General features: G+C 68.2%; 22 protein-coding genes, 1 pseudogene and 1 riboswitch. Of the genes and pseudogenes, 18 read left to right on the plus strand and 5 right to left on the minus strand.

Annotated features, from left to right (window positions below; all coding sequences use genetic code 11):
* Nucleotides 1–468: 468 nt before the first annotated feature.
* The 7 genes and pseudogenes from pgeF to FXN61_RS33025 all read left to right on the plus strand — a co-directional run bounded on the left by pgeF (nt 469) and on the right by FXN61_RS33025 (nt 4,632).
* Complete coding sequence (pgeF, locus tag FXN61_RS32990) at nt 469–1,173, plus strand: peptidoglycan editing factor PgeF (protein WP_167977884.1); 705 nt, start codon at nt 469–471, stop codon at nt 1,171–1,173.
* Nucleotides 1,170–1,868, plus strand: coding sequence for a YggS family pyridoxal phosphate-dependent enzyme (locus FXN61_RS32995; RefSeq protein WP_167977885.1), 699 nt, complete (start codon nt 1,170–1,172; stop codon nt 1,866–1,868). The genes pgeF and FXN61_RS32995 overlap by 4 nt, the downstream gene beginning before the upstream one ends.
* 67 nt (nt 1,869–1,935) lie before the next feature.
* Nucleotides 1,936–2,593, plus strand: a pseudogene (locus tag FXN61_RS33005) (cell division protein SepF).
* Nucleotides 2,594–2,612: 19 nt separating this feature from the next.
* A complete protein-coding gene (locus tag FXN61_RS33010) occupies nt 2,613–2,888 on the plus strand; it encodes a YggT family protein (RefSeq protein ID WP_167977901.1) in 276 nt (91 codons plus the stop codon).
* A 47-nt stretch (nt 2,889–2,935) separates the two neighbouring features.
* Nucleotides 2,936–3,751, plus strand: a complete 816-nt coding sequence (gene wag31 / locus FXN61_RS33015) for a DivIVA-like cell division protein Wag31 (RefSeq protein ID WP_089917266.1) — start codon at nt 2,936–2,938, stop codon at nt 3,749–3,751.
* A 15-nt stretch (nt 3,752–3,766) separates the two neighbouring features.
* Entirely contained in the window at nt 3,767–4,279 is a 513-nt protein-coding gene (locus FXN61_RS33020; RefSeq protein WP_167977887.1) for a hypothetical protein, read from the plus strand.
* A gap of 119 nt (nt 4,280–4,398) precedes the next feature.
* Entirely contained in the window at nt 4,399–4,632 is a 234-nt protein-coding gene (locus FXN61_RS33025) for a hypothetical protein (RefSeq protein WP_167977888.1), read from the plus strand.
* Nucleotides 4,633–4,714: 82 nt separating this feature from the next.
* On the opposite strand, the gene FXN61_RS33030 is transcribed toward FXN61_RS33025, so the two are convergent.
* Together FXN61_RS33030 and FXN61_RS33035 are read right to left on the minus strand one after the other, a co-directional pair.
* Nucleotides 4,715–5,869 (minus strand): AfsR/SARP family transcriptional regulator, encoded by a 1,155-nt coding sequence (locus FXN61_RS33030; RefSeq protein WP_167977889.1) that lies wholly within the window; start codon nt 5,867–5,869, stop codon nt 4,715–4,717.
* Nucleotides 5,866–6,210 carry a DoxX family protein gene (locus FXN61_RS33035; protein ID WP_167977890.1) on the minus strand — a complete coding sequence of 115 codons (345 nt, stop codon included), beginning with the start codon at nt 6,208–6,210 and terminating at the stop codon, nt 5,866–5,868. Before FXN61_RS33035 ends, FXN61_RS33030 begins: the two co-directional genes overlap by 4 nt.
* Before the next feature lie 248 nt (nt 6,211–6,458).
* Between FXN61_RS33035 and ileS the strand changes: the two genes are divergently transcribed.
* From ileS to FXN61_RS33050, 3 genes are all read left to right on the plus strand, one after another.
* Entirely contained in the window at nt 6,459–9,560 is a 3,102-nt protein-coding gene (gene ileS / locus FXN61_RS33040) for an isoleucine--tRNA ligase (protein WP_167977891.1), read from the plus strand.
* A 157-nt stretch (nt 9,561–9,717) separates the two neighbouring features.
* Nucleotides 9,718–10,311 carry a hypothetical protein gene (locus FXN61_RS33045; protein ID WP_167977892.1) on the plus strand — a complete coding sequence of 198 codons (594 nt, stop codon included), beginning with the start codon at nt 9,718–9,720 and terminating at the stop codon, nt 10,309–10,311.
* Nucleotides 10,296–10,610, plus strand: a complete 315-nt coding sequence (locus FXN61_RS33050; protein ID WP_167977893.1) for a hypothetical protein — start codon at nt 10,296–10,298, stop codon at nt 10,608–10,610. Before FXN61_RS33045 ends, FXN61_RS33050 begins: the two co-directional genes overlap by 16 nt.
* Here the strand turns inward: FXN61_RS33050 and FXN61_RS33055 are convergent.
* The gene (locus FXN61_RS33055) at nt 10,577–11,053 is read right to left on the minus strand and encodes an SRPBCC family protein (protein WP_167977894.1); all 477 of its coding nucleotides are present in this window, start codon (nt 11,051–11,053) and stop codon (nt 10,577–10,579) included. The two genes, FXN61_RS33050 and FXN61_RS33055, sit on opposite strands and share 34 nt — an antisense overlap.
* A gap of 59 nt (nt 11,054–11,112) precedes the next feature.
* On the opposite strand from FXN61_RS33055, the gene FXN61_RS33060 reads away from it, so the two are divergent.
* Nucleotides 11,113–11,676 carry a TetR/AcrR family transcriptional regulator gene (locus FXN61_RS33060; protein WP_312878168.1) on the plus strand — a complete coding sequence of 188 codons (564 nt, stop codon included), beginning with the start codon at nt 11,113–11,115 and terminating at the stop codon, nt 11,674–11,676.
* Here FXN61_RS33060 and FXN61_RS33065 read toward each other — a convergent pair.
* Nucleotides 11,649–12,581 (minus strand): M28 family metallopeptidase, encoded by a 933-nt coding sequence (locus tag FXN61_RS33065; RefSeq protein WP_167977896.1) that lies wholly within the window; start codon nt 12,579–12,581, stop codon nt 11,649–11,651. The two genes, FXN61_RS33060 and FXN61_RS33065, sit on opposite strands and share 28 nt — an antisense overlap.
* A gap of 141 nt (nt 12,582–12,722) precedes the next feature.
* On the opposite strand from FXN61_RS33065, the gene FXN61_RS33070 reads away from it, so the two are divergent.
* The 6 genes from FXN61_RS33070 to FXN61_RS53140 all read left to right on the plus strand — a co-directional run bounded on the left by FXN61_RS33070 (nt 12,723) and on the right by FXN61_RS53140 (nt 18,218).
* On the plus strand, nt 12,723–14,201 hold the full coding sequence (locus FXN61_RS33070) for a potassium/proton antiporter (protein WP_167977897.1): 1,479 nt from the start codon (nt 12,723–12,725) through the stop codon (nt 14,199–14,201).
* A gap of 73 nt (nt 14,202–14,274) precedes the next feature.
* A riboswitch (SAM riboswitch) is annotated at nt 14,275–14,389 on the plus strand.
* Between the two features lie 37 nt (nt 14,390–14,426).
* Entirely contained in the window at nt 14,427–15,758 is a 1,332-nt protein-coding gene (locus FXN61_RS33075; protein WP_167977898.1) for an aminotransferase class V-fold PLP-dependent enzyme, read from the plus strand.
* A gap of 23 nt (nt 15,759–15,781) precedes the next feature.
* A complete protein-coding gene (lspA, locus tag FXN61_RS53130) occupies nt 15,782–16,507 on the plus strand; it encodes a signal peptidase II (RefSeq protein WP_167977899.1) in 726 nt (241 codons plus the stop codon).
* A 148-nt stretch (nt 16,508–16,655) separates the two neighbouring features.
* Nucleotides 16,656–17,540 carry an RluA family pseudouridine synthase gene (locus FXN61_RS33085; protein ID WP_167977902.1) on the plus strand — a complete coding sequence of 295 codons (885 nt, stop codon included), beginning with the start codon at nt 16,656–16,658 and terminating at the stop codon, nt 17,538–17,540.
* Between the two features lie 73 nt (nt 17,541–17,613).
* Nucleotides 17,614–17,970, plus strand: coding sequence for an NAD(P)-dependent oxidoreductase (locus FXN61_RS53135; protein ID WP_246292306.1), 357 nt, complete (start codon nt 17,614–17,616; stop codon nt 17,968–17,970).
* The gene (locus FXN61_RS53140) at nt 17,955–18,218 is read left to right on the plus strand and encodes an NAD(P)-dependent oxidoreductase (RefSeq protein ID WP_246292307.1); all 264 of its coding nucleotides are present in this window, start codon (nt 17,955–17,957) and stop codon (nt 18,216–18,218) included. The genes FXN61_RS53135 and FXN61_RS53140 overlap by 16 nt, the downstream gene beginning before the upstream one ends.
* Nucleotides 18,219–18,246: 28 nt before the next feature.
* Here the strand turns inward: FXN61_RS53140 and FXN61_RS33095 are convergent, their stop codons facing one another.
* Nucleotides 18,247–19,107 carry a LysR substrate-binding domain-containing protein gene (locus tag FXN61_RS33095; RefSeq protein WP_246292308.1) on the minus strand — a complete coding sequence of 287 codons (861 nt, stop codon included), beginning with the start codon at nt 19,105–19,107 and terminating at the stop codon, nt 18,247–18,249.
* A gap of 54 nt (nt 19,108–19,161) precedes the next feature.
* On the opposite strand from FXN61_RS33095, the gene FXN61_RS33100 reads away from it, so the two are divergent.
* A complete protein-coding gene (locus FXN61_RS33100; protein ID WP_246292309.1) occupies nt 19,162–19,911 on the plus strand; it encodes an inositol monophosphatase family protein in 750 nt (249 codons plus the stop codon).
* Nucleotides 19,912–19,956 lie beyond the last annotated feature (45 nt).

Below are 19,956 nucleotides of genomic sequence, written 5' to 3' on the forward strand. Positions count from 1 at the left end.
TCTTGTTTTGAGGGGACGCCTGGGGGAGCTTGCGCTGGGGGCGCGTCGGTTTGGTGGGTTGTCTCCCTGGTGCGTTGGCGGCTGTCCGGTTTCGTGTCCTAGGTGGTTGGGGTGCGTTGTCACCTTGCGGGTGCGTGCTTTTCCTGAGGGCTCTGCCCTCAGACTCCCGACACTCCCAAAAGAGCCCTCCAACGCCGCACGCAGGTTGATGGCACGCCCGTTGCTTTTGGCGGCTTGCGGTTGCGTAGGTGGTTGCGGCTGCGGTGTGGCTCCCCCATCTAGCGCACCAGAGGCAGCCACACCCGAGGGGTCAGGTCAAGTCGACGAAAAGCGTGTCGACTTGACCTGACCCCTCGGGCGCGGCAAGAGCTTCGGAGCGCTAGACGGGGGAGCCACACCGCCAGAGTCGTATGGGAGGGCGCGGGGCTGCTCGGCTTCGCCTTCGCGTGGGAGAACTAGGGTGTGGGCGTGCGCATTCGTCGTGTTGTGACCACCCGCGCCGGTGGCGTGTCCAAGGGCCCGTACGAGTCGTTCAACCTCGGTGATCACGTCGGGGACGACGAGAAGGCGGTGGCGGCCAACCGGGCTCGCCTTGCCGAGGGCATCGGGTTGACGCCGGATCGTTTGGTGTGGATGGAGCAGGTCCACGGTCGTACGGTCGCGACGGTGGACGGGCCGCAGGCTGAGCCGTTGGAGGCTACTGACGCGGTCGTGACGAAACAGGCTGGTCTCGGGCTTGTGGTGTTGACGGCGGATTGTGTGCCGGTGTTGCTGGGGGACCAGGAGGCTGGCGTTGTCGGTGCGGTGCACGCTGGGCGTGTCGGTGCGCGTGTCGGGGTTGTTGTCGAGGCGCTCAAGGCGATGATGGCTCAGGGGGCGGAGCTGGAGCGCATTGAGGTGTTGCTCGGGCCGTCTGTCTGTGGCGAGTGCTACGAGGTGCCCGCTGACATGCAGAAAGACGTGGAGAAGCACCTGCCGGGGAGTGCGTCGAAGTCGCGGAGGGGCACGCCTGCGCTGGACCTGAGAGCCGGGCTGTGGAACCAGCTCGGCAGCGCTGGGGTGGGGAAGATCGGCGTGGATCCGCGCTGCACGTTTGAGGAGAAGGACCTCTTCAGTCACCGCAGGGAGGCTCCGACGGGGCGGCTTGCTTCGGTCATTTGGATCGAGCCGTGAGTCGGAGGGAAGAGCTTGCGCAGAACCTCGCGGAGGTCGAGGAGCGCATTGCCAAGGCGTGTGAAAACGCTGGGCGAGATCGTGCGGAAGTGATGTTGCTCGCGGTGACGAAAACCTGGCCGGCGAGCGATGTGGAGATCCTTTACGAGCTCGGGTTGCGGAATTTCGCGGAAAACCGGGATCAGGAGGCCGGTGCCAAGGTCGGCCAATTGAGACACTTGGTCGAGGCGCGATGGCACATGGTCGGCCGATTGCAGCGGAACAAGGCGAAGTCCGTCGTCGAGTGGGCGGATCAGGTCGACTCGGTGGACAGCGTGCGGCTGGCGGAGGCGCTCGCGAAGGCCGCGCATGCCCGCGGCCAGAAGCTTGACGTGTTGTTGCAGGTCAGCATGGACGGCGACACGTCGCGCGGCGGGTGTGCTGTTCAGGATGTACCGGAACTGGCTGGCGCGATCACTCGTTCGGGTGATCTTATTCTCCGAGGTGCGATGACTGTCGCACCGCTGACGATGGAGCCATCGCAGGCGTTTGAGGCGTTGGCGTCAGTGGTATCAGGCCTACGTGATGATCATCCCACTGCCACCGGTGTGTCAGCGGGAATGAGCGGAGACCTGGAAGATGCCATCTCGCACGGATCGACCTGTGTGCGTGTCGGAACGGCGTTGCTCGGCAGCCGGCGACTAACCTCGCCGTAGGTTGTCGGGAACCTCGGGACCGTCCGCGCCGTCCCTAAGAGTGGGGAACCGCCGAGGAGGGGCTGGAATGAGCGCTTTGCACAAGCTGAAGGCCTACTTCGGGATGGTCCCCGCCGAGTACGCAGACGACCCCGGCTACGACGACGACCGCGGCCGCTACGGCGACTACCGGTCCGAGTACGCGGCCGAGGCCGACGACTACGACCCCTACCCGCGGCGCAGCCGCGTGTTCACGCCGGGACGGCCGGAGCTCCAGGGCTCCGGGGTACCGGACCGACATCGACGAGCCGGACGACTACGAGCCGGAGTCGCGGCGCGGGGGCGGTAGCCCTTCGAGCACGCGGCGCTGGTCCGCTGACGCACCCGTTCACGGTGCGCTGGCTGTCGAGCCGCAGCGCGAGCCCGTGAGCAGGCTGCGTCCCGTTGCCGAGCCGGCAAGCAACCCGTTGGCGCGCATCACCACGCTTCACCCCCGGAACTACAGTGAGGCGCGCACGATCGGGGAGCACTACCGCGACGGCACCCCGGTGATCTTGAACCTGACCGACATGGACGACGCGGACGCGAAGCGTCTCGTCGACTTCTCGGCCGGTCTCGCGTTCGCGTTGCGCGGGTCCATGGACAAGATCACCAGCAGGGTGTTCCTTCTCTCACCGCCGAACGTTGACGTTACGGCGGAGGACCGCAGGAAGCTGGCGGAAGGTGGGTTCGGGAACCACGGTTAGAGTTGACCCCGTGGACCCGATCCGTCTCGTCATCTTCTACGTCCTCTTCGCGTTCTCCCTGTTCCTGACCGCGCGTGTTGTGGTCGAGATGGTGCGGACGTTCGCGAGGGAGTGGCGTCCGGCGGGCGGCGTTGCCGTGACGCTGGAAACCGTGTACACGGTCACCGACCCACCGGTCCGTGCACTGCGTCGGGTGATCCCGACTGTGCGGATCGGGGGCGTCGGGCTGGACCTATCGATTATTGTGCTGTGGCTGCTCGTTATCATTTTGATGCAAGTTGCAGATCCCAGGTGACGGGGAACCGGGGATGACCGCAGCCCAGGAGTGCGAGAGGTGATCCGATGCCGTTGACCCCCGCTGACGTGCACAACGTTGCATTCAGCAAGCCGCCGATTGGCAAGCGGGGCTACAACGAGGACGAGGTGGACGCGTTCCTCGACCTGGTTGAGGGCGAACTCGCCCGCTTGATCGAGGAGAACAACGATCTTCGTCAGCAGGTCGAGCAGCTCGACCAGCAGCTCGAAACCGCGCGTGCCGACCTCGACGACGCGCGTGCGAAGGCTTCTTCCGGCCCCATGACGAGCCGTATGCCGGTGGAGGAGCCGCGCCGCCTGGCGCCGGTCCCGCCGCCCACGGTGATGGAGCAGACGTCTCCCGGTGGTGGTGGAGACCACCACGTGCAGGCCGCGAAGGTCCTGGGTCTCGCCCAGGAGATGGCGGACCGGCTGACCGGTGAGGCCAAGGCCGAGGCGGACGGCATGCTGTCCGAGGCGCGCACGAAGTCCGAACAGTTGCTGTCCGAGGCCCGTGCCAAGGCTGACACGATGGTCAACGAGGCGCGCACCCGCGCCGAGACCATGCTGAACGACGCGCGTACGCGCTCCGAGACGCTCGAGCGGCAGGCCCGTGAGAAGGCCACCGCGCTCGACCGCGACGCGCAGCGCAAGCACGCTGAGGTGATGGGCAACATCACCCAGGAGAAGAACACGCTCGAGAAGCAGATCGACAAGCTGCAGACGTTCGAGCGCGAGTACCGCACGCGACTGAAGACGATGCTCGAGTCGTCCCTGCGCGACCTCCAGGACCGCGGCCCTGCCGCGCCCTCCGAGGGTCGTTCCCAGGGCTACTCCTTCGGCGCACGCGCCGAAGCGGGCTGAACTACTGTCCATTAGGTGCTCTTCGTAGTTCTACTTCTGGTGCTGGCTGCCCTCGGGTTGCTCGTGCCTGCGCTGACCACGTCCAACACGATCTGGGCGTGGTCGTCCGTGGGCGTGAGCGTGCTCGCCGCCCTGGTCCTTGCTTGGGACTGGTGGCGACGGCGACCGGGGGACCCCGCTGCCGACGCGCAGAGTGTAGATCAACAGGCTGTAGCTGATGATCAACGGGTAGTTGGTTCGGCGGTGGCCGACACTCCGCCCGCTGACGAGGAACCATCGGAAGAGGACACCGACGCGGCAGACCTGCTCGTCGTGGCCGATCTGGTGGACGAGGTGCGGGTGCTGGACGAGCGGCCCCGGTACCACCTGAGTTCGTGTTCCTGGCTCGCCGGGAGGCCCACGCTGGGCCTCCCGGTGCAGGAAGCACGGCAGCTGCAGTTCACGCCTTGCGCCCTGTGCCGTCCGGACTCGACGCTGGTGTCGCGCTATCGCGCCGCCCTGCGTGAGGGAACCGACGACCGCGGCTGATCAGGTTCAGTCCGTCCATTTCGCGGACGAACGGTGAGTCTGCGCGCTATGAAACCCCCGATGTCGCCAAGACTCGTGCTGAGGTCGCCGGCGCCGCCCCGAACGGCAAGCTCGAGATCGTGCCGGGCAAGGCACACGGCGTCGCGCTCATCGAGGACGCGGCCCTGCGGGGCAAGGTGCTGACCTTCACCCGCGAGTCCATGCCACCGCCTGGCCCGTTCGAGCGTTGGTCGCCGGCGATCGGCGGCGGCGTCGTTCTGCTGCTCCTGGTGGTGGCCGGCGTGGTCGTCCTCCGGTGGCGAGTCAGGCGGAACACGACCACTGCCGCTGCCGACGTCATCGCCGACAGCTGATCTTCGCGCGGAACGTGCTGTTCGGCTCGTCCCGGTGTCGCAGTGCCAATCCCCAACCTGATGGACTCCAGGGTGGATCTGCTCAGCCGAGCACGACCGGTCGCGCGCCGTGCGCGGTGACGAGGCCCGGAAGGCGTTCGCGGCTGGTCACGATCACCCGGCAGCGTGGAGTTCCCGGTAGCAGCGGAACGACTTGCGCGGTGTCGGCCGCGTTGTCGAGCAGGATCAGCATTCGCCGGTCTGCCAGCAACGTGCGGTAGAGCGCTGTCTGCGCGTGCGGTTCCGGCGGGATGCCGTCCGGGCCGGTGCCCAGCGCGGTGATGAACTCGCGGACGACGTCGGCCGGGTCGGAGCCGTTCAGGTCCACGAACAGCTGGCCGTCCGGGTAGTCGGCGGCGTGTTCGTGTGCCCAGTGCAGGGCGAGACGGGTCTTGCCGGCGCCCGCCGGTCCGGTGATCGTGACGATCGGCCCGTCCTGCAGTGCGGCCAGTTGGTTCTCCATGTCGGCGAAACCTGGTGGCCTGGCCGGAAGCCGACGTGGGCTCCACTGTGGACGGTGGAGCAGCGAGGCGTGCAGGTCGCGCAACGCGGGGCCGGGGTCGAGGCCGAGTTCGTCAGCGAGCCGGTGGCGTAGTTCCGAGTAGTAGGCGAGTGCGTCGGGCCGTCGGTCGGCGCCGATCAACGTGCGCATCAGCTGGCCCGCGAGCCGTTCGTCGAGTGGGCGTTCAGCGGTGCGCGCGGTCAGTTCCGAGATCAGCGTGACGTGTTCGCCCGCGGCCAGGCGGGAGTCGGTGTGGTCCAGTTCGGCGGCGGTGATCTCGCCGGCCAGGGTCTCGCGCAGACCGGCGAACCACGCGCCGTGCAGTCCCTCGAACGGTTCGCCGTGCACGAGCGCCATGGCCTCGCCGGGCCGGCCTTCCGCGACCAACGAGCGGAAGCGGTGCAGGTCGATGGACGCGGGGTCGGCTTCCAGCACGTAACCGCCGGAGCGGCGCACGATCGGGATGCCGTCCAGCGCTGTCCGCAGCCGGGACATGTAGCTGTAGAGCGCGGCCTTCGCCTGCCGCGGCGGTGCGTCGCCCCACACCCGTGACAACAGCTTGTCGACGCTGACGACCTGGTTGACGTTCACCAGCAGCACCACCAGCACGCTCAGCTGGCGGGCGTGACCCACCTCGACGACGGCGGTGCCGCGCCGGACCTCTGGCTCACCGAGGACGCGGAAGGAGTGCGTCACCGGTCCAGGAACAACAACATGATCAGCAACGCCAGCAGCACGAGGTCCACGACGACGCCCGACGGCTTCGAGTCGTACCTCAACCGGGTGATCGTGGCGCCGACCATCAGCAGCCCTAGCCCGACCGCGGCCGCGTGCGCCACCCAGTCCCACGTGACCAGGCCGACGATCAGGCCCACCGCGCCCGCCCACTCCAGCGCGCCGATGCTCCGCCAGAGCGTCCCGCTCATCCGGAAGTGGTCGCGGGCCTCGATCGATGCCTTCGCTCCGAACAGCTTGCCCGCGCCTGTCGCCACGAACAGCAGGGCCAGCACGATCGACAACGCGATGGTCAACGTCATCGGGCGAGCATACGGTTTGCCCCCACCCGTTACCCTGTACGCACAGGCACCGATCCGGCCATCACCGGGGAGCCTCCGGAAGAACGGACGCCCAGCGTCTCAGTAGAACCGGACGGGACCGGCCCGTCACAGCCGAAGAACGAGAGGCTCACCGAAAATGGTGAGCAAGCGGGGTGGTACCGCGGCCCGTCGAGCCACATCGGCGTGTCGTCCTCGCGTGTCCTTCATGACCGCGAGGAGCAGTGGAGATGGCCTACCCCAGGGCCGGAGCGAACGAGGTCCCGGCGCAGCCGTCCTTTCCGAACCTCGAGCAGGACGTGCTCGGGTACTGGAAGGACGACAAGACCTTCCAGGCGAGCATCGACCGCACCCCGGCTGGCCAGAACGGCGAGAACGAGTTCGTCTTCTACGACGGCCCGCCGTTCGCGAACGGTCTGCCGCACTACGGGCACCTGCTGACCGGCTACGTCAAGGACGTCGTGCCGCGCTACCAGACGATGCGCGGCAAGCACGTCGAGCGCCGGTTCGGCTGGGACACGCACGGCATGCCGGCCGAGTACGAGGCCGAGAAGCAGCTCGGTATCACGCAGAAGCACGAGATCGACGAGCTCGGCATCGAGAAGTTCAACGAGGCGTGCCGTACGTCCGTGCTGCAGTACACGGACCAGTGGCGTGACTACGTGACGCGGCAGGCTCGGTGGGTCGACTTCGACAACGACTACAAGACGCTCGACCTCGACTACATGGAAAGCGTCATGTGGGCGTTCAAGGCCTTGTGGGACAAGGGCTTGATCTACGAGGGCTTCCGGGTGCTCTGGTACTGCTGGCGTTGCCAGACGCCGCTGTCCAACACCGAGACCAAGATGGACGACGCCTACCGCGACCGGCAGGACCCGGCCGTCACGGTGGCGCTGCGCCTCGAGTCCGGTGAGAAGGCCCTGGTCTGGACGACCACGCCGTGGACGCTGCCGAGCAACCTGGCCGCCGCCGTGCACCCGGACGTGGACTACGTGACGGTCGAAGCGAACGGGGAGCGCTACCTGCTCGCCGAGGCTCGTGTCGCGGCGTACGCGCGTGAGCTGGGCGAGGAGCCCGAGGTCGTCGCCCGCTACAAGGGCTCGGACCTGGTCGGCAAGAAGTACCTGCCGCCGTTCGACTTCTTCGTGGGCCGCGAGAACGCGCACCAGGTGCTGGCCGCGGACTACGTGACCACCGACGACGGCACGGGCATCGTCCACATCGCACCGGCGTTCGGTGAGGACGACAAGGTCGTGACGGACGCGGCGGGCATCGAGGTCGTCGTGCCGGTCGGGCCGGACGGCAAGTTCACCGCCGAGGCGGCGCCGTACGCGGGCGTGCACGTCTTCGAGGCGAACAAGCTGATCATCCGCGACCTGAAGGACGCGGGCCTGCTGCTGCGCCACGAGACCTACGACCACCCGTACCCGCACTGCTGGCGGTGTGCGAACCCGTTGATCCAGCGTGCGCTGTCGGCGTGGTTCGTCGCCGTGACGCAGTTCAAGGACCGGATGGTCGAGCTCAACCAGCAGATCAACTGGGTGCCTGGCCACATCAAGGACGGCCAGTTCGGCAAGTGGCTCGAGAACGCGCGTGACTGGAACATCTCGCGCAACCGGTACTGGGGTTCGCCGCTGCCCGTGTGGGTGTCGGACAACCCGGAGTTCCCGCGCACGGACGTGTACGGGTCGCTGGACGAGCTGGAGCGCGACTTCGGCGTGCGCCCGGACAACCTGCACCGGCCGTTCATCGACGAGCTGACGCGGCCGAACCCGGACGACCCGAGCGGTCAGTCGACGATGCGGCGCGTGCCGGACGTGCTCGACTGCTGGTTCGAGTCGGGCTCGATGCCGTTCGCGCAGGTGCACTACCCCTTCGAGAACGCGGAGTGGTTCGAGAACCACTACCCCGGCGACTTCATCGTCGAGTACAACGGGCAGACGCGCGGCTGGTTCTACACGCTGCACGTGCTCGCGACGGCGCTGTTCGACCGTCCCGCGTTCCGCGACTGCGTGGCGCACGGCATCGTTCTCGGTGACGACGGGCAGAAGATGTCCAAGTCGCTCAAGAACTACCCGGACGTCAACGAGGTCTTCGACCGCGACGGGTCGGACGCGATGAGGTGGTTCCTCATGGCGTCGCCGATCCTGCGCGGTGGCGACCTGGTGGTGACCGAGCGCGGCATCAGGGACGCGGTGCGCCAGGCGGTGCTGCCGTTGTGGAACTCCTGGTACTTCCTCGCGTTGTACTCCAATGCTTCCGGGCGTGAGGGCACCTGGCGGACCGACTCGGCGCACGTGCTGGACCGGTACGCGCTGGCGAAGACGCACGACCTGGTGCGGGACGTCCAGGCGGCGATGGACGTCTACGACATCTCCGGTGCGTGCCAGATGGTTCGTGAGTACCTGGAGGTGCTGACGAACTGGTACGTGCGGCGGTCGCGGCAGCGGTTCTGGGACAGCGAGCAGGACGCGATCGACACCCTGCACACCGTGCTGGAGGTCGTCACGCGCGTGGCGGCGCCGTTGCTGCCGTACACGACCGAGGTCGTGTGGCGCGGGCTGACCGGTGAGCGTTCGGTGCACCTGACCGACTTCCCCGCTGTCGCTGATCTGCCGGCGGACGACGCGCTGGTGGCGGCGATGGACGAGGTGCGGGAGGTCTGCTCGACGGCGTTGTCGTTGCGCAAGGCGAACAAGCTGCGCGTGCGACTTCCGTTGGCACGCTTGACGGTTGCGTCGCCGATGGCGGGTTCGCTGGAGGACTTCTCCGAGATCGTGCGCGACGAGGTCAACGTCAAGAAGGTCTCGCTGACCACCGACGTCGACGCGTACGGCCAGTTCCAGCTCGTGGTGAACGCGCGTGCCGCCGGTCCGAGGCTCGGGCCGAACGTGCAGAAGGTCATCAAGGCCGTGAAGGCCGGCGACTGGTCTCTTGTGGACGGTCACGTCGTCGCAGCCGGTGTCGAGCTGTTCGAGGGTGAGTACGAACAGCGTTTGGTGGCAACGGATCCGGCTGCCACGGCGGCTCTGCCCGGCGGCGCGGGCGTCGTCGTGCTCGACACGGTGCTGACGCCGGAGCTGGAGGCGGAGGGTGTCGCACGTGACCTGGTGCGTGTGGTGCAGCAGGCGCGCAAGGACGCTCAGCTGGACGTGTCCGACCGGATCACGTTGACGCTGGAGCTTCCGGACGCGGTGCGTTCCGCCGTTGAGCCGCACCTGGAGTTCGTGCGGTCCGAGACGCTGACTTCGTCGGTGGTGTTCGGTTCCGGTGTCTCCGAGGGCACGGTCGGCGATGGCGTCAAGGTGAAGGTCGCGGTCGCGAAGGCGTAAGTACGGAGCTACTGGCGGCGTGTGTGGTGGGTTCGCCCACCACACACGTCGTTTTCTTTTTGGATGCAACACCCTGCGTTGAGGCGGACACCTCCAGGTGATCGGTTGATCTCTTCGAGAGGGGTGGCACGTGATTGCTGGGGGATGGCGTCTGACGGTGGGCGCCGCGGTGTTGGTCACGGGTGCGCTGGTCGCACCTACCGCCGCGCAGGCGGAGACGGGGTGCCAGTGGATCAGGACGAATTTGCCGGTACCGGCAGGTCAGTCCTCGGTCGGCCCTCTGAGCGGGGACGGCGACTGGCTGACCTCGACCACCTGGGGCGAGTCGGTCGTGGTCTGGCACCACGAGGTGCCGGCGACGGTGGAGTTCCCGGAGGAGCGTGTTGTCCGCGACATCACCCAGGACGGTGTGCTGCTCAGCGCGGGTGAGGACGGTTTGTGGCGCGGTGAGGAGCAGCTCGAGGAGTTGCCGGGCAGGTCGTCAACGGTGCACTCGATCAACGCCGACGGCGAGGTGGCCGGCACGTCCGGTGGAGCGTTGTCGGTGTGGCCGGCCGGGTCCACCTCGCCGCGGCTGCTCGAAGGCACCGACGACGGGCTGACGTGGTGGACGAAGGGAATCGACGACGCGGCAACGTCATCGGGAGCACGGGTGCGGTCGGATCGCAGCGGAGTTACGTGTGGGACCGCCAGGGCGGGCGCTTCGAACTCCAGCCTCTGGCGGGCGACCACCAGGTGTTTCCGAGTTTGATCCGGGACGGCCGCATCTACGGGTCGTCGGTGGCGCAGGGCGTCTGGCGGGAGACCTCGGTCGAGTGGAACCTGCGAGGCGAGATCGTCCGCGTTCTGCCCGGCGGCCCCGTCCAGGCCGCCAACGACGCCGGTGACGAGTTGTTGTACTGGGACGGGCCTGTGGTGCGGCGCGCGAACGGCCGCGTCGACCGGTTGTCGTACCCCTTCACCGTCGCCTTCCCGAGCGTGCTCGCCGAGAACGGTGACTTGTTCGGTGGGCAGTACTACGAAGGTCCTGTGAAGCTGCGCTGCGCCTGACGGCGCATCATCACGCCGAACACCCGCCGCACCAGCCGGACCCAGGGCGACCACCTGGCCGGCGCGGCGGGCTCGCGTCCCGCCGCGCGCTCGAAGTTGTCGAACAGGTCCTCCAGGCACGCGTCGTGCAGCCAGCGGATCACCAGGGCCCAGCGCAGCCGTGCCGCGAAGTCGAAGTCGCTGATCAGCTCGTGCCGCACGACGGTGCCCGACGCCGAGAGCGTGTGCGTGCCCGAGAGCTCGGTGAACTCGAAGGTGATCGATTCGCCGGGTGTGAACGAGGTGCAGCGGTAGCGGATCGGGCCGTGGCCGCCGTCCGCGCCGACACCCAGCGGGCGGTCGAACTCCTGCTTGCCCCAAGCGGGCGGCCAGAGCTCCTGGATCCGCTCGACGAACGGGCCCGCGGGCACGCCGAGGTCGCGGGTGTGGACGTTCCTGATCATGAGAATCCCCTTCCATACGCTGCCGTATGTTCCTGGACCGTACGGTAGCGTATGGAAGCGTGGTACGCCGCTCCCGTGACGACTGGACTGAGATAGCGCTGAGAGCGTTGGCAGAAGGCGGTCTCAACGCCGTCGCGATCGAACCGCTCGCGGCCAGAGCGGGCGCCACGAAGGGCAGCGTCTACCACCACTTCCCGAACCGCGAGGCGTTGCTGAAGGCGACGGTCGAGCGGTGGGAGCAGGAGCACACCGAGAAGGTCATCGAGCTGGTCGAGGCCGAGAAGACCCCGCACGACAAGCTCAGGACGTTGTTCGGCACCGTGCTCGACCGCACCCGCAAGGGATCAGTGGAGATGGCGTTGCAGGCAGGCGCCGAGAACGAGGTGATCGCGCCGGTTCTCCAGCGCGTCACGAAGAAGCGAATCGGCTACCTGACCGAGCTGTTCGAGCAGCTCGGGTTCGACGAGGACCACGCGAAGAAACGCGCGTTGATCGCGTTCAGCCTCTACCTGGGGCAGGTGCAGATGTGGGCGACCCTGCCCGGCCTCGTCGAACCGGTGCTCGACGAGGCCGTGCAGGTCCTCACGGCTGGAGGTCAGGCCGCGGTCGCCCACAACGCGTAGGCGATCACGTCCGCGTTGCGGTCGAGCGCCGTGGCGTTGACGTTGGACAAGGTGTCGCAGGAGCGGTGGTAGCAGCGGTCGTAGGCCTGGCCGGCCGTGCCGCCCCACTTCTGCGCCTGGGCCGCGGTCTTGGTGCCCTCGGCGCCGGTGAACGTGCCGCCGATCGGGATGCCCGCGCGGGCGAACGCCGCGTGGTCGGAGCGGCCACCGACGCTGGTCAGCTCGGTCTGGACGTTCAACGACGTGAAGCCCGCCTGCAGCCGCTGCTGCAGCGCCAGCGAACCGGAGGGCTGACCGGAGGCGCTGTAGACGAAGTAGCCCGGGTTCGGCGAGCCGGTCATGTCGAAGTTCAGGTACGCCTTGATCTTCGACTTGTCGGCCGCCGTCAGGGAGTTCACGTAGTAGGTCGAGCCGATCAGGCCGCGCTCCTCAGCGCCCCACCAGCCGAACCGCACGTGCTTGGTCGGCTGGAAACCGGTGGCCTTCATCTGGAGGGCGACCTCCAGGATCGACGCGGAACCCGTGCCGTTGTCGTTGATGCCGGGGCCCGCGGTGACGCTGTCGAGGTGGCCGCCCAGCATGACGACGTTGTTCGCGTCGCCGCCGGGGTAGTCCGCGATCAGGTTGTAGCCGGTCGCGCCGCCGTAGGTGAACGACTGCACGCGCGTCGTGAAGCCCGCTGCATCGAGCTTGCTCTTCACCCAGTTGACCGAGGCCAGGTACCCCGGACGTCCGTGTGCGCGGTTGCCGCCGTTCGAGTTGGCGATCGACTGGAACTGGTTGAGGTGTGACTGGACGTTCGCGACGTTGATGTTCGGCGCCGCCAGGACCGCCGGAGCGGCCGCTTGCGCTGTGGTGGTTCCGGTCACCATCAAGGCGGCCGCCAGCGCGATCAGGATCCTCATGGTTCAACTCCGTAGCAGGGTAGGGATTGAGCCACTGATCAACATGCTCCATCGTGCATGAACCCGGTAGAGGCGATCGGCTGGTTGTTCCCGCCGCGTCGGATTCGTCCAATTCGGTGGTGATCAACGAGAATGGTCCAGGTGGGTGACGTCACGGTGGTTCTGGGCATCGGCGCGGCCGTACTGCTGATCTCCGTGATCGCGGTGCGGGTGTCGATCCGCCTCGGGCTGCCCTCGCTGTTGCTGTACCTCGGCATCGGCGTGCTCCTCGGCGAGTCCGTGCTCGGCATCAACTTCGACGACGCGGACCTCACCCAATCTCTTGGCATCGCAGCACTTGTGCTGATCTTGACCGAGGGCGGGCTCACCACCCGCTGGCAAGCGGTGAAGTCGTCGCTGCGGCTGGGCATCGCACTGTCCACAGTGGCCGTTGCGGTGAGCGTCGCCGTGACCGGAACGGCATTGCACTACTTGCTGGGCCTTGACTGGCGGATGGCGTTGCTGTGGGGCGCGGTGCTGTCGTCGACTGACGCGGCCGCGGTCTTCAGCGTCCTGCGGTCGTTGGGCGTGGGAGGGCGGCTCACGGGCGCGCTCGAACTGGAGTCCGGCCTCAACGACGCGCCGGTCTACCTCGCCGTCGTGCTGCTGGCGTCATCGGACCGGATCTCCTGGACCGCGCCGCTGCTGGTGGTCTACGAACTGGCCGCGGGCGCGCTCATCGGCATCGCCCTGGGCTATCTCGGCGGGGCCGGGCTGAGACGCGCGGCGCTGCCCGCCACCGGTCTGTACCCGCTCGCCACCGTGGCGGTGTGCGTTTTGGCCTACACGGCCGGCGATCTCGTGCACGCATCCGGTTTCCTCGCCACCTACGTGGCCGCGCTCGTCCTCGGCAACGCCCGCCTGCCGCACCGCGCCGACACTCTCTCCTTCGCCGAGGGCCTCGGCTGGCTCGCCCAGATCGGGCTCTTCGTCTTACTGGGCCTCTACGCCTCGCCGTCGCGGCTGCTCGACGTACTGGTTCCCGCACTGATCGCGGGTGTGGTGCTGACGTTCGTGGCACGGCCGCTGTCCGTGATGCTCGCTTCGCTGCCGTTCAAGGTGCCGTGGCGGGAGCAGGCCTTCCTCTCCTGGTCGGGGCTGCGCGGCGCGGTGCCGATCGTGTTCGCGCTGATCCCGTTGATCCAGGGTGTCGAAGGCGCGCGCGAGCTGGTCGACGCGGTGTTCGTGCTGGTCGTCGTGCTGACGGTGGTGCAGGGCACGACGCTGCCGTTCCTCGCCCGGCGACTCGGTCTGGTGCGTGCGGGCGAGCCGCAGGAGGTCCAGGTCGACTCCTCGCCGCTGGACGAGCTGGGCGCCGAACTGCTGCAGGTGCACATCCAGCGAGGGTCGAAGCTGCACGGCGTCTACATGTCCGAACTGAGGCTGCCGACCGGTGCCACGGTGAGTCTCGTGGTGCGCGACGGAAAGAGCTTCACGCCACAGCCGACGACCCGGCTGCAGACCGACGACCAGTTGCTCATCGTCACCACCGAGGAGGTGCGAGAGGCCGCTGAGCGGCGCGTTCGTGCCGTCGACAGGGCCGGTCGCTACGCACGGTGGAAGGGCGAGACCGGCGAATAGTCGGTGTCCGAGGCTTCTCAGCATGTGATCGGTTGTCGACGAGCGCCGCGACCCTCCGCTAACGTCGTCGGCAGGTCATGAGAGCCAGCGTCAAGCCCAAGCTTGCTGGCCGGCAACCCTCCTACCGCGGTGGGGTGCCCTTGGTGAGGACCTGGTCCGGCGCGTGGGGCGCCGGTCAAGCGCGGGCCTTCGCGACACGGGGCCCCTGGCCTCGGAGGCAGCTCGATGACGCTCGCGATCACCAAGACCACTGGCACTGCGGTTCCGGCTGTTGTCGGCGCGGACCTGCGCGTTCCGCTCGTCACCGGAGAGCGCGTCACGTACGCCAACCTCGACCACGCGGCGAGCGCGCCGTGTCTGCAGGAGGTCCGTGACGCCGTCGACGAGCTGCTGCCCTGGTACGCCAGCGTGCACCGCGGCGCCGGTTTCGCCTCCCAGGTCTCGACCCGCGTCTACGAGCAGGCGCGTGACCGCGTGCGGAAGTTCATCGGCGCGCACTCCTCCGACGCCGTCGTCTTCACCCGCAACACCACCGACGCGCTGAACCTGTTGGCGCGCAGCGTTCCCAAGGGCACCGCCGTCGTCCTGTTCGACAGCGAGCACCACGCGGCGCTCCTGCCGTGGCGTGGCCCGAACGTTCAGCGCATTCCTGCACCGACCTCGTCCGGCGCCGCAGTTGTCGCGCTGGACCGGGCGTTGGCCGCCGCCCCGGTCGGCCCTCGGCTCGTGATCGTCACCGGGGCGTCCAACGTCACGGGGGAGCTGTGGCCGGTCGCGGAGCTCGCGAAGGTCGCCCGCAGGCACGGCGCGCGCATCGCGCTGGACGCCGCGCAGCTCGCCCCGCACCGCCCGGTCAACGCCCGTGAGCTGGGCGTCGACTACGTCGCGTTCTCCGGTCACAAGATCTACGCGCCGTTCGGTGCCGGTGTTCTGGTGGGCCGCGCGGACTGGCTGCAGCAGGCCCAGCCGTACCTGGTCGGCGGCGGCGCGACGTCGAAGGTGACCGACCACGGTGACCGGCTCGGCGTCGCCTGGTCCGCGGTGCCGGAGCGGCACGAGGCCGGCAGCCCGAACGTCGTCGGCGTGCACGCGCTGGCAGCGGCCTGCGAGATCCTTTCGCGGCACTGGGAACAGACCGTCGCGCACGAGCAGGAGCTGCTGACGCGCCTGCGTGAGGGCCTGCGCACGATCCCCGGCTTCCGCGAGCTGTCGATCCTGACCGACGCCGACAAGGTCGGTGTCGTGAGCTTCACGATCCCCGGTTTCGACGCGGGCTTCCTCGCCGCGGCCTTGTCCGCCGAATACGGCATCGGCGTTCGTGATGGCGCGTTCTGCGCTCACGTGATCGTGGGCCGCCTGGTCAAGCAGAACGGATCGCACGAGGATCGTGCCGTGCGCGCGTCGATCGGCCTCGGCACGACAGCCGAGCACGTGGACCGTTTGGTGGCGGCGTTGCGCACTCTCGTCACCGAGGGTCCGAAGTGGACCTACACGCAGCGCGACGGTCGCTGGGTGCCCGAGGACGACAGCCGAACCCTGCCGCCGTTCCTCGCGTAGTCCCGGTAGTGGACAATGACGTGGTGAGTGACGAGTCCAAGGCCGCCGACGAGGTAGCTGAGAAACCTGCTGAAGCGCAGGTCAGCGCGCCCGGGACGGTCGAGGAGCCCTCTTCGGAGACCGCGGTCGCGCAGGAGGAGAAGCCGGAGGAGTCCCCCGTCAAGGCGGAGGACGACGACGTGGAGTTCTCGATCACCGGTTCGCTGCCGGAGCCGAGAACCAAGATCCTCGCGATCCTGGCGGCCTGCGTGCTCGCACTGGACGTGCTCACCAAAGTCGTGTCCGTGGCGTTTCTCGAGGGTGCCGACCCGATCAAGCTGTTCGGTGGCGTGCTCTACCTGACGTTCGTCCGCAACCCCGGTGCCGCGTTCGGCATGGCCGAGAGCATGACGTGGATCCTGGCGGTGATCGCGCTGGGCGTCGCCGGGTTCATCCTCTGGATCTCGCGCAACCTGCGCTCCCAGGGCTGGGCCGTCGGCCTCGGCCTGGTGCTGGGCGGTGCCGTCGGCAACCTCGCCGACCGCATCTTCCGCGAGCCGGGTCCGATGCGCGGCCACGTGGTGGACTTCCTGTCGTTGTTCGACCCGTTCGGCCGCGTGTGGCCGGTGTTCAACGTCGCCGACATGGCGATCGTGAGCGGCGGCGCGACGATCATCGTGCTGGCGCTCATGCAGCACGACTACGACGGGACGGTTCACAAGGAGTCTCCCGCCCCGGTGGAGCAGGGCGGGCTGCAGGAGCCGAAGTAACGGCTCCTGGTAAATTCAGGGTTCTGCCTGGCGCGGTTGGTGGTGAAACACCGGCCCCGGCGCCGTGAGGCGTACCCCAGCCAGAAGAAGGTCGAGGCCCCGCGTGAGCGGATACCGAACGCTGCCGATTCCCGACGGTTTGGACGGCATGCGCGTGGACGCGGGCCTCGCGAAGCTGCTCGGGTTGTCCCGTACCACGGTCGCCGCCATCGCGGACGCCGATGACGTCCTGATCGACGGGCGGGTTGCGGGGAAGTCGGACCGGCTGGTCGCAGGGGCGATGCTGGAGATCACGTTGCCGGCTCCGCCGCAGCCGGTCACCGTCCAGGCCATTCCGGTCGAGGGCCTGATCGTGATCCACGAGGACGACGACATCATCGTGGTGGACAAGCCCGTCGGTGTCGCCGTGCACCCGTCACCGGGCTGGACCGGCCCGACCGTCGTGGGCGGACTGGCCGGCGCGGGCCATCGAGTCGCGACGTCGGGGGCCGCGGAACGGCAGGGTGTCGTGCATCGGCTCGACGTGGGCACCACCGGCGTGATGGTCGTGGCGAAGTCCGAGTCCGCTTACTCGGCTTTGAAGCACGCCTTCAAGGAGCGGACCGTCGACAAGGTCTATCACGCGATCGTGCAGGGGCATCCGGACCCGATCAAGGGCACCATCGACGCGCCGATCGACCGCCACCCGAAGCACGACTACAAGTTCGCTGTGATGAACTCCGGCAAGCCCTCGATCACGCACTACGAGGTGATGGAGGCGTTCCGGGCAGCCTCGCTGGTCGAGGTCCACCTGGAAACCGGGCGCACGCACCAGATCCGGGTGCACTTCTCGGCGCTGCACCACCCGTGCGTGGGCGACCTGACCTACGGAGCCGACCCGACTCTGTCCAAGCGGCTCGGGGTGACGCGGCAGTGGCTGCACGCGCGGCAGCTCGGGTTCCACCACCCCGCCGACGGGCAGTGGGTCACGTTCACGTCCGAATACCCGGACGACCTGGCGTCGGCGCTGGAAAAGCTGCGCGAAGAAGGCTGATTGCGTCTGGGTAAATCATCGGTTGACGAGCTTTCATTTGATGTTAATCGGTGGCCTGCCTAGCGTTCTCGGCATGAACCTCACCGTGCTCGCGGCCTCCGGCCGGACCGGCAACGCCCTCACCCGCCAGGCTCTGGAACGGGGCCACACCGTTACGGCGATCGCCCGCGATCCCGGGCGCATCGACCTCGACCACCCGAACCTGCGCAAAGTTGCCGGTGACGTGAGCGATCCGGCGAGCATCGCCGCGGTCGTCGACGCCGACTCCGTCGTCCTGTCCGGTCTCGGCACGGACGCGCGGGGACTCTTCTCGACGGCGCCAAGGCGGTCATCGCCGCCGGGCCGCGGCGCGTCATCTGGCTCGGCGCCTACGGCACGGGTCCGTCCGCCGACGCTGCGGGTGAGGGCGCCGGCGTGCTCTGGAAGGTGATGGGCGACCGGATCCCGGACAAGATCGCGGCCGACAACGCCGTGCTCGCCGCCGGTGGCACCGTCTTCCACGCCGGTGTGCTCAGCGACGAACCGGAGAGCCCCGGCAGGCGCACGGTCGGCCTGGACGCCGCGCCGACGTTCGACCTCACCGCGGTGGTCAGCAGGGAGACCGTTGCCGCCGCCATGCTCGACGAGGCCGAGGAACCGCGCTTTCCCGGAACCGTTGCGCTGCCCCTAGCGGGCTAGGACCTCGGCGAGGACCGTCCGCACCTGGTCACGGAGCCAGGCGTGGGCGAGGTCGGAGTCGGTAGCGCTGGTGCCAGTTGCAGTTGATCGGTGCCTCCGGGGACTCGGCGGGCAGCGGCCGGGCGATCAGCCCGAACGCCTCGATCAACGGACGGCAGAGGATCGCCGTGGTGGTGACCAGCGCGTCGCTCGCCGCCGCGATCTGCAGGGCCGAGTGGACGGTCGCCACGGTCGCGATCACCTTGCGGTGCAAGCCTTCTGCTGCCAGCAGGTCGTCGATCGGTGCGGTGAGACGACCGCGCCGGGAGACCAGCACGTGCGGATGCGCCGCGTAGGCGGGCAGATCCAGCTCGTCGGCGGACGGATGGCCGGAGCGCATGACCACGGCGAGCGGATCGGTGCCGAGCGTCTCGGAGCGGAACTCGGGCAGTTCCGGGCGGCCGCCGCCGAGCTCCAGGTCGACCCGGCCGTGCCGCAGGTCGTCGGTGTCGGCGGAGTGCTCGGCGAGCACGCGCAGCCGCACGCCGGGTGCCTGCTCCGCGATCCTGCCGACCAGCAACGGCACCACCGACGAGGCGAGCGCGTCGTGGCACTGGACCGTGAAGGTGCGCTCCAGCTCGGCGAGGTCCAGCTCGCGGCTCGGCGACAGCACGGCGTTGGCCTGCCGCACCAACCGGTGCACCTCTTCCCTGATCGCGAGCGCGTACGGCGTCGGCGCCATCGTGTGGCCCGTCCGCACCAGGATGTCGTCGCCGGTCACCTTCCTGATCCGGCCGAGCGTGCGGCTGACGGCAGGTGACGACAGGTGCAGCCGTTCGGCCGCCTTCATCACGCTGCCCTCCTCGAGCAGGGCGTCCAGCACGGTCAGCAGGTTCAGATCCGCTTGCATGACGGTAAATCGTACTAACTCGAAGATGCGTCAGAACTAATTGGAGGAACCACGATGAGCACCAACCTGCTCGCCGCCACCACCGCTGCCGTTCGCCGCGCCGGTGCCAGGATGCTGAAGCGGTACTCGACGGAGTCACGCACGTCCGGCCTCGCCGAGCTCATCGCGGCCGTCCGCGCCAACGACGCGGCCGTTGCCGACGTGCTGAAGCCGGAGCTGGCCGAGACCCGTCCTGGCGCGAACTGGCTCAACGACGAACACGGTTCCGGTCCGCTGGAACCGGGCGAGTGGTGGCTCATCGACCCGGTCGGCGGCAACATGAACGCGGTCCACGGCATGACCGACTGGAACATCGGCGTGAGCCTGGTTCGCGACGGCCGCCCGGTGCTGGCGGTCGTGTACTTCCCGTTGTTCGACGAGATGTTCACGGCCACCGAGGGCGGTGGCGCATTCCTGAACGGCGTCCGGCTGAACGTCTCCGGCAAGACCTCACTGGACGGCGCGCTGGCCGGCACCGGTCAGGCGCAGCCGGGCCAGGGGCCGGAGATGGCGGACCGGGTGGGTGCCTCTTACAGCGCGATGGCGAAGGCGGCGCTCTACGTCCGGATCTCCGTGCCGGTGACGCATCAGCTCGCCCAGGTCGCCGCAGGACGGATGGACTTGCACTGGCAGTACGACAACGTGCGCCGCGCACGCGTCCGGTGTGCTGCTCGTTCAGGAAGCGGGCGGTGTCGTCACCGACCTCGACGGGGACATCGCCTTGTTCGCCATCAGCTCCCCTTCGCGGGCACGACCGTCAGGTAGATCGTGGTGAGGACGAAGTTGACGAAGAACAGCAGCAGGAAGGTG

Origin of the sequence: Lentzea indica, assembly GCF_012184385.1 — a bacterium.
Lineage (GTDB): Bacteria > Actinomycetota > Actinomycetes > Mycobacteriales > Pseudonocardiaceae > Lentzea > Lentzea indica.